We start from the raw sequence: 12021 nt of genomic DNA on the forward strand, positions 1-12021 counted from the left end.
TTTCATTGCTCCCCTCTGGGGAGGACGCCCTCCCTGGAAAGAGGAGCAGTCGGTTCACGATGCTAACGACCCGGAGTCCCTAGCTCGGCTTCATTGAATGAAGAGTCCGAGAGCCTGTGTAAACGACGTAGCTGGTCAGCGGATGTTCACCGCGGGCGCAGGTACATGTGACCTCGGACAGATGCCACCCCAAGGTATCTGTCAGAGGTCAGCACCACGGCAATTCAAAGTTTTAGGAGTCTGAAATGGAACCCAAGGAATCCAAGGACAACAAGAGCCTGCGTATGCGGGAACGAAAGAACCAGTATTTGAAAGACGCTGCTGCTGGCGAGATTCACAAAACAGTGCGGCGAGTGAGAGAACGAGAGCTAGGCTTGGGCGCCGAGCTGGCGGAAGCTGCGCGCGCCGCATTTCCCGACCAGTGGAAAGCCCAGGTTGATTTCGTGATCGACCGGATGGACATGCTCGCGGGCATAGGAAGACATCGGCGCATGTCGTTCAGGTCGGTGAAAAGCTACCGAGAGCGGCTCAAATCGGTAGATGGGCACATGAAGCGTTTGAACATGCGACCAGGTGATCTGGTGAGCCTTACCGCCAGGCAGGTTGAACGGCTGTTCATCGAATTGATAGCGGAAGGCCTGTCAGCAAAGCATTTGGCGAACTTGAATACGGCGGTTCGTCGGCTATGCGTGTGGCTGAACAAGCCTGACCTGTGCCCACCGTTGAAGTACTTCACGGATGACGTATCGCGGATCACGACCTCGAACTATGCTTCGCGTCCTAAGGACTGGGGCCTTGACACAGAGCTGGCTGAGGAGCTGATCAAGGAGGTCGGGGAAATCTGCGTATATACCGCATGCCATTTGCGGTTGGCTGGTGCATTTGGGTTGCGCGTTGAAGAAGCACTTTCCGCGAAGCCAGAGGAAATGATTCGCTATGGCTCGCTGCACATTTTGGCTGGGACCAAGGGAGGTCGGTCGCGCGTTGTTCCCATCGAGACGGACCGGCAACGCATGGTTTTGGCAGAGGCGCTTGAGCTGGCCGATTCCAATCCGCATGGGCTAATCGGTCCGTCTCGCCGGCGTTCGATGAAACAAGCGAAGTGGCACCTGTACAACGTGCTGAAAGAGGTCGGCCTTACAAAGGCGGACAAAGGCCTTGTTGCGCACGGATTGCGACATGGTTATGCACAAGAGTGCTACAAGGCATTGACGGGGACGGATACGCCGGTGCGGGGTGGCCTAGTCCTGGAGAAGTCACAAGACAAACGCGTGCGAAAGGAACTCGCTTTTCGGTTGGGGCACAGCCGTACGGACATTGTTTCGGCGTACATCGGAACGCACAAAGGGGTGTCGCGTTTCAAGAGCGCGAACATCAAGCGCCTGATCAAGGTTCTGGACAAGGACGATGTGCTCATGGAGCTGGCGAAGCGTGCTGATGCAAGGGGCGTCTACGTTTGTGCTGGACACGCGGACGGGCAGCAGGTGGAAAAGAGGGACACCGTGACGATTGGGGTGGATGCGGACCAGAGCAAGGTTTGGGCGGTCGCACGCGAAATCTCATGGCGGGTTACCGATTTGCTGGGTTGCTCTTTGACTGCGGTTGCGCCTTTGGAAGCAATCGGGGGCAATGTGGCGCGGCTGGAGTTGCACGGCCTGGTTCCGGTGGACCCTAGCCGGGCGGCCCCTACAGTTCAGAACTCCATTGACGCGATTAAGGCACTGCGGAAGCCTAATGACCCAAGTGGTCCAGTGGCTGGGTTCCAGTGAGTGAGGTTGAGATGCAAATCCAGAAATGTGAAACCATGAGTGCGGCTGGCATTGCCGATTCCAGAACCTGCCTGACTTTGGTCGGAGGCGTGCCGATGGAGCCAAAGGTTTTGGATGCCTACCTGCGGTGTGTGGAAGAAAGCGTTCGTGCAGCCAAGCTCGATCCGGTTTGGAGTTCGGATCGAGTGAGGCCTGTGCCCTTGCGGACGTTGGTGAAGGCGATGGCTCACGTGCCCATGGTTGACTCAACAGAGTTTGTGCCGGCGGCGACGCAAGAGGGGGATGACTTGGGTGGGGCCGACGACGAGCCGCAGTCCCGACTGACTTGCGTTGAGGGCAAAGCGGATGAAGGCGGTGAAGCCGGGGAAGCCGGTGAGGCGTCGAGCACAACACAGTTGGCGCCCGTCATTTGCCGGCCTGTCCGGATGTTTGGAGATGGCATGGTCCGCCCACCTACAGCGAAGCGCTGACGTGAGGTTTCCATCCTGAGTCGGATGGGGCCTCGCAGAAACGGCATCAGAGTGCCAAAGTGGAGGTTCTTGCAACTACCCAAGCCTGGAGGCCCCGCCATGCAATCTACAGCAAACCTGCCCGTCATTGGTCTGGATTTGGCCAAGACAGTGTTTCAGTTGCACATCGTCGACATCGAGTCGGGTGAGATCCAGCGCCGCCAAATCAAGCGCGCCAAGCTCGCCGAGTTCTTTGCAAAGTGTCAACGCAGTCTGGTTGCAATGGAGGCCTGTGGCACGTCCCATCACTGGGCACGGGTGATTCGATCCCTTGGGCATGAAGTCAAGATGCTGCCTGCCCAGCATGTCAAAGCGTTTTTGTTGCGCGACAAGACTGATGCCATGGACGCTCAGGCGATCTGGGTGGCCGCGCGCAGCAGCCGCACATCAAACCCGTGCCGGTCAAAACAGAACGACAGCAAACCTGTATGGCCCTGCATGGCATGCGCCGCCAACTCATGAAGATGCGCATCATGCAAACCAATGCCCTGCGTGGCATCCTGGCCGAATTCGGCATCGCGTTGCCGGTAGGGTACAAACAGTTGCTCAAGACCGTTCAAGTCGAGCTGGCCAAAGCACAGCAGGCTGATCAGCTGAGTGCAGATCTGGTGATCAGCGTGCAGGAGCAGCTCAAACGCATTGACTCCCTGCAAGACGACATCGACCTGCTCGGCCAGCGCTTGCGCGTCATGATCAGGCAAGACCGGCAGATGCAGGCAATTGAGCAGATCCCTGGCGTTGGGGATTTGACGGCATCGGCGTTGGTGGCGGCCGTCGGTGACTTCACGACGTTCAAATCCGGTCGCCAGTTTGCATCGTGGGTTGGACTGGTGCCAAGGCAGGTGGGCACAGGGGGCAAGACGCAGCAGTTGGGCATCTCCAAACGGGGCGACACCTACCTGCGCACCCTGCTGATTGCGGGGGCCAGGGCTGTCGTTGCCAGGGCAGAGAAATCAAGTTGGATCACCCAACTGCTTGAGCGACGTCGCTTCAACGTGGTGGTGGTGGCACTGGCCAACAAGATGGCGCGCACAGCTTGGGCGATCCTTGCCAAAGGCATAGCCTTTGACAAGGTCAAATGGAATCCACTGGAAACAGTAAGCGCGCGCTGAACACCACCGATCGTTGAGCAACATCCCAAAGCCAACCTGCTCACACCGTTTTGAAGGAGAGCCTGCAAGAAGCATAGTGATGGAATGAGGGTCAAACCAGGTTGGAGACATCCCGATGAACCGCCCGTACCGTGAGTACAGCCCGGAGATAGGAGCTCTGACCGCGAATAGCCATCATGGGCAGCGACACGATCGCATACACAGCCCGAATGTAAGGTCGCAAACCTTTCAAACCTTCACGCCGCCGAATCTTGCTTTCCTTGGGCGGACCATGTAGGCGGTTCAGCTGCTGAAGGGGGATGCGGCCGAGGCTATGGACACGGACACGAAGCCAAGTCAGGTCGACGGCGATGGCGAAGTACTGGGAGCACGGGAAGTGCCTGATGCGGCCAACGATCTCGCTGCCAGTGGTGCTGTGGCCAGCGATGGACGGTTGAAGGCGCAGGAGGCGTTTGTGGCGGCGATTGCGCCGGCGACGATGCTGCTGGATGACCGAAGCTGGCTGACCGATGGCCTGAGCCAGCTGCCCGAGTGGGAGGGCGTGGTGGGCATGCATGGCCCGCGCCTGGTTGGGGTGACCAGCGACTTGTTCCAGGTGCCTCGCCTCTTCCCCCTGCTGTGCTTCATGTCCCGGGCACTGGGGGAGCATGTCTACCAGTTTGGGGAGCATCCGCAAGGCGAGTGCAGCGCTGCGCTCGAGGTGCAGGAGATGGGCTGGGCCGGCGATGAGGTGGAAACAGAGTTGGCAGGTGGTGCAGCGCACGGGAATGCCGAAGGGAAGGCGGGCGTTGTCAGTGGGGAACTCACCAGGGAAGGCGGGGAGGGTGAGCCCAGCAGCCTCTCGAATGAACAAACTCAGTTTGCTCCGCTGGCGGCAACTGGTGTGCAGTTCATTGATGGCAAATACTGGGTGACCACCGAACGCGTGATCCGGTTTGGTGTTGATGGGCGGGGATCGGGGGACGGCAAGTTCGTGAGCCTGCGTCGAAGCGCCAACATGGCCTTTCGCGAAGCGGCACAGCTGGGCTGGATCGACCACCGGTGCGTCAAGCTGCCGTCTGGTCCACGGGTGAACATCTGGTCCTTCTTGCCGGAGGGGATCGGCTACATCGCCACTGGCCTGGTTGCGCGCGAGCGGGTCAGGAAGCTCGGGCGGGCCAGCGCTGAGGCGATCTGCACCGAGTTGGGCGTGGACGAGCGTGAGGAGCGGCGCGATGAGTTGAAGGACCGCCGCGCGCTGGCGCAAAGCTGTGTCAGCGGTGTGCCCGCCAGTGCGGAGGCAGGAGCCGGTGGCGCCAACAGTGTTTCCACAAAGAGCGAGGTCGCGGAGGTGATCAGTCAGGAAGCGCTGCAGAAAACCAAGCTGCGCGTCCAGCAGGCGAAGGGCTCGGTGATGTGGGCCGGGCTGCTCGGTGCCTGAGCAAGGAAAGGTCAGCGTGCGCTGCCTGGTGGGGAATGCGATGAGACTGACAGCTGCGGCCCCGCTGCATTCGGTAGGTTTGGTAGGACCCGGTGGGGCACTCTATATAGATAGAGGCGCCGTTCATTCTGGGATGTTCAGGGACAGTGTTCATACTGGCATGGACGTTCATGCCGGCATGGCTGTCATGCGTTGTGGGGTGGAGGGCACATGCCAAGGGTCGTGATTGAGTTGGGCGAATTCAATCTGGTCAACCTGGCCGGCAAGGTGACGGGGCGGGTGCGCCAGATCAGCATCGCGGCTTTCCCGAGAGAGGAACTGGATGCGGCCGTCGAGCTGGCCAAGAGCCGGGGGTGGGTGCTCGATGAGTACCTGCAGGGCAAGGACATCGCCACCGGTTGGCCCAGCGTGTGGATGCAAAAGCCAATCGAGCCAGCGCCAGAGGGCGCGGCCGCCGGCGCAATCTAGGAACCGTATCTGCTGCCCATGCGCCGTCCGCCATCGCGTGATTCCCATCGCCGCTAGGTAGGTCGACCGATTCAGAACCGGTGGCGGCAGCTTCATTGCTTCAGCCTGCCTCGCCAGCTGCGCGGCAGTCGTCAGCCAGCAGCCATTCAGCATCCGCAGGGCGCTTGATCCATAGGTCCCGCCAGGCGTTTCGGCTCGTGCCCGTGACGGTGTTGGCCAAGCGGCCTGGGGTGATGGGCTCGTCTTCGTAGATCAGCTTGTCGCCCTCGACCTTGGCGTAGTACCAGTCGCTCTTGTATTGCATGCGCACTTCTGTGGAGTCAGGCAAGAACAGACCCTTCCACTGGTAGCCCAGGTTCGATGGCTGAACCTGGCGTAGCAACTCGGGCTTCCAACTAGCGTTATCTAGCCAGTAGTCGATCGCGTCCTGCACCGCGAGCACAGGGTCGCGAGTGTCACCCTGAGCCTTTAGAAAGGCTGCCAGCTCCAAGAACTGACGGGTGGCGACAGGGATCGAAATTTGCGTTTCCATGCTTAAAGCTCCGTTTTTAAACGTAAATGAACTTTAATTCGAATGGAAACGCAGTGTCAAGCAAAAAAACGGAGAAAAGAGTAAGGTGGCTCGGAACAGGTGTGGCACTTAACCCCTTGGTCCTAGACCATCCGCAGAGACCAACGGTCGGTGACCAGTTCAAATCTGACGGTCGACACACCCTTCCGCACGACGTCTGGTGGCCGCTTGCGGCTTTTACTGAGAGTGCCTCGTGCGGGTGTTCATGTTGCTGGAATGACTGGTCACCAACGCCAGAATCCGCACCATGGAACAAGGCGCACTTCTGTCGATCGCGCGTGATTCCCATCTCCTCTGAACGGTCGGCCGATCAAGACATTGCGGCCTTGGTCAACCTGCGCTCGATGCCGTTCAGTGGGCAGGGATGCCCACAAAGCCAGTTTGACGGCATAGACCTGCGGGGCTCACCACACAGGGTTGTGGGCGGCCCGAGCAATGTTGAGTACCTTAACTTCGAAAAACAATATAAAACTGTCGTTGTTGATCGGCGAGGCGTACAATACTAAAGTACCGTTTCTAGTCCGGAAGGGGGTTAAGTCATCATGCGCACTCTCGCCGAGTTTTCCGCCGCTCTCACGAAGGCCCAGAAGTCTCACAAACTGACGGCCAAAACACTGGCTCTCAGAACCGGACTGACCGATCAGGCCGTTCGACACATCCTGGCCGGGGAATCCGCACCCAGGCTGACAAACGCCATGGCCCTCGCCGATGAACTGGGGTTCGAGCTGGTGCTGCTGCCCAAGGACGCGGCCCAGTCACTCGCACAGGACACCAAGGCGCCGCGCACCGTGCTCTCGGACGTGGAGAGGCACCTTGGCCTGCGCCTGGGCGATCCTGGCCATGACGTGACGAAGCGCTCGCGCGCCTAAGACCAGGAGCTTTCCATGCGCTACCGTGCAGTCAACGTCTACATCGGGCCCAGAAGGCGTTTGGTCGGCATGCTGTTCCAGTACGGGATGGGTGCGGCGGCCATCACGCGCCTGGTTCCCGACCAGCGCTTTTGGTCTGACGATGCGGCGCCCGTGTTGTCGCTGAACGCCCGGGTGGAAGACCCCACAGTCCGCGCAGCGTTCATCGGCGAATACACGGTACAGCCGTTCTTCAACGGGGACGGGGAGACGCTGCCACCATTTTTCTCCAACCTGCTGCCGGAAGGCCCACTGCGCCGGCACCTCGAGCAGATCGCCAACCTCGAAAAAGGCGATGACTTTGGCCTGCTGAGCGTGTGCGGCACTGACCTGCCCGGTGCCGTCTATGTCGAACAAGCGCCGCTGGACAGCCACAGCGTGGCCAAGGTGGTGACCCAGCACAACGACGCGCTGGAGGCCTCCGTGGCACCCATGGCGTTGCCCGAAGCCACCTCGCTGTCTGGCGTGCAGCCCAAGCTCTCGCTGGTGCAATCGGGTGGGCGTTACGTGGCGCGCACGAAGACAGCCAAGGGCGTTCACATCATCGCCAAGCTTCCCACCGTGGAGTACCCGCGGCTGCCCCAGGTGGAGGATCTGTCCATGCGCATGGCGGGTGTTGCTGGGGTGAACGTCTGCGAAGTCTGGCTGGCGCCTCTGGCAAACATCGACGCCGATCAGCCCTACGTGCTGGGGGAGGGCGCAGAGTTCCTCGCGGTGCGTCGCTTTGACCGAGAGCACGCCAGGCACATCCACTGCGAGGACTTTGCCCAGATCCTGGGGGTTCCTCCCGCAGACAAGTACACCCACGGGCGGGCCAGCTACGCGAACATGCTCAACATCCTGGTGCAAACGCCTGGGCTTGGCGTCGAAGCGGCCCACGAAATGCTCAGACGAATCGTGGTCAACGACCTGCTGGGCAACTTTGACGGGCACCTCAAAAACTATGGCCTGCTGTACCGCGACGGCATCACGCCCGAGTTGTCTCCGGCCTACGACGTGGTGGCCTACGGCGCCTACCTGGGCGGGCGCGGCCATGCGCTGAAGTTCACGGCCGACGGGCCCAAGCACGCTCGGATCTCACCCCAGGTCGTGCGCCAGCTGTGCAACGCGGTGCCGGGGCTGCAAGAGCCCAAGGTGAATGCCCTCATCAAGGACACCGTGCACAAAGCCAACGCGGCCTGGCCTGACATGATCTCGGCCTCCAAGCTGCTCGATGAGCAAAAGACCAAGCTCCTTCATCACTTCACGACCACACCTGCCATTGAATCCTTGCGCAAGCGAGCTCAAAAGGCTGGTGGGGCCTCAGCAAGTCAGTCAACAAACACCCAATGACGAAGAAGAAAAAGGACACCTCAGAACAAGCGGCGCTAAGTCCTGTGCGCGCCATCCTGGCGATGCGTTTGCGGGAATGCCGCAGGCAGAAAGAGCCATCCGTGTCGCAGGCAGATCTGGCCAAGCTGATTGGGCGCGACAAGGCATCTGTTTGCAATTGGGAGAGCGGCAAGCACGAACCTCCCAATGCAATCCTGCTCGAGCTGGCGAAGTTCTATGGCGTCACCCCGAGTTGGCTGCTGGGCCAGGAGGACGCTCCACCCAACCCCCGGCGGCTATCCGCGCCTGAGTTCCACACTGTTCCTGTGCTGAGCGAGGCCGAGATGGTCAACTGGACGGTCGACAGCAGCGCGCAAAAACTGGTGACCCTGCAGCGCTACGACTCGGGGGCCGCGGCCGCTATCCGGGTCGAATCTTCTGCGCTTGCCAGTCAGTGCCCGGTGGGCGCCTATGCCGTGGTCGCCCAACGCAGCCAGGTCAACGCAGGTGAGGTCGTTGTCGTAGCCGTGGAAGGTGCCAAAGCGCCCCTCTTTCGCAAAGTGGTGCGCGATGGGTCCAGCTTGTTGCTGATCGCCGACGACACACGCTATCCGACTGTCCCGCTGGATTCCAACGTCCGGGTGATCGGGCGCGTCGTTGAAACCGTCGAATTTCGGTGCCTGTAAGGGCCTTGCCTTCGGGTACTTTCAACCGCCACACCTAGCGCCTGGGGCTGCTGGCCAGCCTCGCTCGCCGGCGCTGTGAGCGACATGGCTGCGCGGCTGGGCATTTGTCACTCTGGTGGTCGAACGTCAAACACGCGACCAATGGGGTCCCTGCCTGAATCAGCATTCACAACCAAGGGGGCCACGAATATTCGCTTCACCAGAGAGCGTTCAGGTCCATAGGGCTGTGGCTTTGCGTTGCACGGTTCTCACCGTGTTTGCCAAGCTTCAGTCTAGACCAGGTCCGCGTTTGCGCAAGCAACTCAGCAGCCATCCGGGGTGCTCGCACACCAAAACGCAACGCTCCCAGGTGCTGCTCGGCCAATCCCACCTGGCCAGCGCAACGTCGATCCGCGCGGCTCAGCCCAGGATTGCCACCACCGGCGCCGAAAACTCGTGTTCACCATCCAGCCACGCGGCCAGCATCGAGAACATCTGCCGGTAGCACGACTTGAAGTCCTGGAACTCCTCCCAGGTGAGCCCATCCGGCGGCTGCAGAACATAGGCGTCAGGCGCGGTTGCATCGGCGATCAACCTTGAGGCCTGATCCGGGGGGATCGCCTGCAGGCACTGCGCGATCAATTCGGCCTTCTTCAGAGCTGACACCTTGATGCCCAGCGGTTTGGCGATGGCCTTGAGCTCAGCTGTCTTGAGTTTGCTCAGGACGTCCTCCAGTGTCAGCGGGTCCGGCCGCTTGGCCAGCCCAGTCGTGAGCAGCTTCTCCAGGGCTTGCTGGCTGATGTGGTCATCGGGCAGGGTGAGCGGTGTCTGTGGGCCATTGGAGCTCAGGATGTACTGCTTGTACTCCTCAAGGGACAGGGGCACCTCGGCCAAGATTCGCAGGCACGCCTCGATGTCAACCTTCTGCGCTTCGAAAATCCGTCCCCAATCCATGTATTCCCAGTTGTCCAGCTTCCACAGCGGGGACTTGCGGTAGTGGTCGCACCTTTCCCGAAAAGACAGGGCTTCCCACTGCAGGTCCGGGTTTTCATCTCGATACTGCGCTGCGATGCGCCGGCACTCAGCGTGCGCAGCCTCTCGCAGCTGCATCCACTGCGGCCAGTAAACCTGGCACTTGACCATGACGCCTTGAATTTCCCACCACAGACCACTCGAACGGCCCAACATCATCTCGACGGCGAACGCCGCCCGATTGCCACCGTCCAGGTTCAGGGCGCGGACCTGGGCAGTCTGTTTGTTCTTCTGGTTCACGATCGAATAGCTGCCGGCCGCGGGGATGACGATGAAGCGCATGTCCAGCAGCTGTCTAGGGTGTCCTGAGGCACAGACGTCGATGATCGCGCTCCGCTCACGCTCACGTTCTAGGCGTTGTCGGAGAGATTCTTGATAGCTACGTGTTGTCTGGTGGTTCGTGGCAACCAGGCCATCTTGCGTTCGAATCTCCATGATTCGTGCGACAACGTAGACTTTTTCGTCCGCGACACCTTGCTCGCGCACCATGATCGCCGTTTCATCTGCGGAGAATCCCGTGACCGCCAGATCCCTTGCTTGCCCAGGCCGCGAACCATAGGCGTATGTGACCGACAAGAATTCGCCTGTGCCCTGCATTTCCCGGAGCAAGTTGAGGACGGCTTGAGCTGGATTGGCGTGGCGATCGTAGCTGCGGGGTGTAGATGTGCCTGTCCCATCACCTGGCCGTGACATGAGGGGGGGCATCGGGGCCGCAGTGCCTGGTGCGGCAGGTCCCGGTACCGGTGCTGGTTGCGTGGAAGGCGGCGGCGCTCTTGAGGCCGCCGGCGAGGCGTTCTGAGGGGGCAATAGGTGGTCGCCCGAATGCGCGTTCCCTGAGGGCCAAGGGGACCACATCACTGGCGCAATCGCTGTGCCATGTGCTGGGGCTTGTGGTCGCGCATGTTCCGGGGCTTCAACAGGGACTACACCCGGGCTGTCAAATGCCATCGGTTCTGTCGCGATGAAGTCGACTGGTTCGGCCTGGGCCGTTCTCGACTTGGCCTCTTGGATGCGAATGGCACGCACGTTGGCTTGCCTCCACCAGCCAATGAGCTTGCGAACAAGCACCCAATACGCCACCCCCGCAAGGGTAAACAGCGTGGCCTGCCCAGCCTCCAGTATCACCCACGCAACAATCACCGACACCAGTATCAGGACTGAAGACAATGCCAGCGCGTATCGCACTAGGCTTACGCAGGTCAAGCCATCGAATGGAGCGATGGACCTTGCTGGGCCAGAGGGTTAACTGCATTCATTACATACGCAGGCTGAGCAACTGGCCCTGGCCATCAACCTCCGCAACTGCAAACCCCGTCACAGTTCCACCGAATCCGTTGGTGCCTCGGAATGTTGTGTAGACGGTAATCGAGTTGGCTCCTACGCTGTACTTTGTCTGAACGTGCTCGTAGCTACCGGGGTTATGCATACGAGCCTTGATGGCGGCCTCAACGTTTCTGTGTGAACCATCAAAGCCCGAAAACTGTTTCGTCACGGAAGCCTCGAGCTCCTGCCGACTCTTTGCTGCGGCTTTCACTTTTTCTTGAATGGCCAGGAGCTCTTTTGCGTCTTTCAGCTTCGCTTGGTAGGCCGACGCGCTACCTGGCTCCTCGGTTTGCAGCGTCTCGTAAATCTTCACCAAGCGCTCTAGCGGTACTGATTTCTCGTCCTTCAACTCCTCACGCATTGAGGCAAGGTCTGCCCTGTACTGCACCCGAGCAAGGTCAGGGTCCTTTGTGACGGTCAAGTATCCGTTTGCCAGTGTCAGTGCATCCCGCCCTTTGCCACTGGAAATTAGGCTTTCAAGTTTGGCCAGGATTTCTGGCTTCTTGTTGTTGTACTCGTCCAGTCTGTCCTTCTTGACTTTTGCAACGCGTGCCGCCAATTCTTGCTCGAGGCGTGCCTGTTCGGCATCTCGTTTGGCAATGGCGCCGTCACCAAACCACCCGGCCTGTATGAGCATCAAGAAAAATGCAAGGCCAAGGCTCCAGCCGTAACCTGGCCAAATTTTTAGCTTCGCTTTGGCCATGTCACGCAACTGAGGTAGCAAGAGCGCGAGCATTGGAACAAGCATCAAGACTGGGAGGAACACCCCCGTCTTGAATACTCCCCATGCGCTGTACACCACGACAAACGCTGCCGCTGCGGTCAGTCCTGCACGCCACAAAAAGTCTTTGTTCATCTATCTCGCGCTCCTTTGATTTCAATCGTATCAGCTTCGATTTCGAGGACTACGCGTTGAAAGCGCCACCCGAGATG

10 protein-coding genes and 1 pseudogene are annotated in these 12021 nt (G+C 59.9%); 8 read left to right on the plus strand and 3 right to left on the minus strand.

Annotated elements, in window-relative coordinates; genetic code table 11:
• Nucleotides 1–245: 245 nt before the first annotated feature.
• The 5 genes and pseudogenes from AAHB17_RS23615 (at nucleotide 246) to AAHB17_RS23635 (ending at nucleotide 5278) form a co-directional block, all read left to right on the plus strand.
• Nucleotides 246–1769, plus strand: coding sequence for a tyrosine-type recombinase/integrase (locus AAHB17_RS23615; protein WP_342133515.1), 1524 nt, complete (start codon nucleotides 246–248; stop codon nucleotides 1767–1769).
• Nucleotides 1770–1780: 11 nt separating this feature from the next.
• Nucleotides 1781–2239, plus strand: a complete 459-nt coding sequence (locus AAHB17_RS23620; RefSeq protein ID WP_342133516.1) for a hypothetical protein — start codon at nucleotides 1781–1783, stop codon at nucleotides 2237–2239.
• Nucleotides 2240–2338: 99 nt separating this feature from the next.
• Nucleotides 2339–3390: pseudogene (locus tag AAHB17_RS23625) on the plus strand (IS110 family transposase).
• A 313-nt stretch (nucleotides 3391–3703) separates the two neighbouring features.
• A complete protein-coding gene (locus AAHB17_RS23630) occupies nucleotides 3704–4810 on the plus strand; it encodes a hypothetical protein (protein ID WP_342133517.1) in 1107 nt (368 codons plus the stop codon).
• Nucleotides 4811–5032: 222 nt separating this feature from the next.
• A complete protein-coding gene (locus AAHB17_RS23635; protein WP_342133518.1) occupies nucleotides 5033–5278 on the plus strand; it encodes a hypothetical protein in 246 nt (81 codons plus the stop codon).
• A gap of 100 nt (nucleotides 5279–5378) precedes the next feature.
• On the opposite strand, the gene AAHB17_RS23640 is transcribed toward AAHB17_RS23635, so the two are convergent.
• Nucleotides 5379–5810, minus strand: coding sequence for a hypothetical protein (locus AAHB17_RS23640; protein WP_342133519.1), 432 nt, complete (start codon nucleotides 5808–5810; stop codon nucleotides 5379–5381).
• A 581-nt stretch (nucleotides 5811–6391) separates the two neighbouring features.
• Here AAHB17_RS23640 and AAHB17_RS23645 point away from each other — a divergent pair.
• The 3 genes from AAHB17_RS23645 to AAHB17_RS23655 are packed head-to-tail and all read left to right on the plus strand — an operon-like array spanning nucleotide 6392 to nucleotide 8754.
• Nucleotides 6392–6718 carry a helix-turn-helix domain-containing protein gene (locus tag AAHB17_RS23645; RefSeq protein ID WP_342133520.1) on the plus strand — a complete coding sequence of 109 codons (327 nt, stop codon included), beginning with the start codon at nucleotides 6392–6394 and terminating at the stop codon, nucleotides 6716–6718.
• 15 nt (nucleotides 6719–6733) lie between these two features.
• Nucleotides 6734–8089, plus strand: a complete 1356-nt coding sequence (locus tag AAHB17_RS23650) for a type II toxin-antitoxin system HipA family toxin (protein WP_342133521.1) — start codon at nucleotides 6734–6736, stop codon at nucleotides 8087–8089.
• Complete coding sequence (locus tag AAHB17_RS23655; protein WP_342133522.1) at nucleotides 8086–8754, plus strand: S24 family peptidase; 669 nt, start codon at nucleotides 8086–8088, stop codon at nucleotides 8752–8754. The genes AAHB17_RS23650 and AAHB17_RS23655 overlap by 4 nt, the downstream gene beginning before the upstream one ends.
• Before the next feature lie 399 nt (nucleotides 8755–9153).
• On the opposite strand, the gene AAHB17_RS23660 is transcribed toward AAHB17_RS23655, so the two are convergent.
• Nucleotides 9154–10341, minus strand: coding sequence for a hypothetical protein (locus AAHB17_RS23660; protein WP_342133523.1), 1188 nt, complete (start codon nucleotides 10339–10341; stop codon nucleotides 9154–9156).
• A gap of 679 nt (nucleotides 10342–11020) precedes the next feature.
• On the minus strand, nucleotides 11021–11944 hold the full coding sequence (locus tag AAHB17_RS23665; protein WP_342133524.1) for a hypothetical protein: 924 nt from the start codon (nucleotides 11942–11944) through the stop codon (nucleotides 11021–11023).
• Nucleotides 11945–12021 lie beyond the last annotated feature (77 nt).

Source organism: Hydrogenophaga sp. OTU3427, from assembly GCF_038440225.1.
In the GTDB taxonomy this organism is placed as follows: Bacteria; Pseudomonadota; Gammaproteobacteria; order Burkholderiales; family Burkholderiaceae_C; genus Hydrogenophaga.

Coding starts and splice junctions, on each gene's coding strand:
- AAHB17_RS23615 (WP_342133515.1), top strand. CDS start 246: ATGGAACCCAAGGAATCCAAGGACAACAAGAGCCTGCGTATGCGGGAA.
- AAHB17_RS23620 (WP_342133516.1), top strand. CDS start 1,781: ATGCAAATCCAGAAATGTGAAACCATGAGTGCGGCTGGCATTGCCGAT.
- AAHB17_RS23630 (WP_342133517.1), top strand. CDS start 3,704: ATGGACACGGACACGAAGCCAAGTCAGGTCGACGGCGATGGCGAAGTA.
- AAHB17_RS23640 (WP_342133519.1), bottom strand. CDS start 5,810: ATGGAAACGCAAATTTCGATCCCTGTCGCCACCCGTCAGTTCTTGGAG.
- AAHB17_RS23645 (WP_342133520.1), top strand. CDS start 6,392: ATGCGCACTCTCGCCGAGTTTTCCGCCGCTCTCACGAAGGCCCAGAAG.
- AAHB17_RS23650 (WP_342133521.1), top strand. CDS start 6,734: ATGCGCTACCGTGCAGTCAACGTCTACATCGGGCCCAGAAGGCGTTTG.
- AAHB17_RS23655 (WP_342133522.1), top strand. CDS start 8,086: ATGACGAAGAAGAAAAAGGACACCTCAGAACAAGCGGCGCTAAGTCCT.
- AAHB17_RS23665 (WP_342133524.1), bottom strand. CDS start 11,944: ATGAACAAAGACTTTTTGTGGCGTGCAGGACTGACCGCAGCGGCAGCG.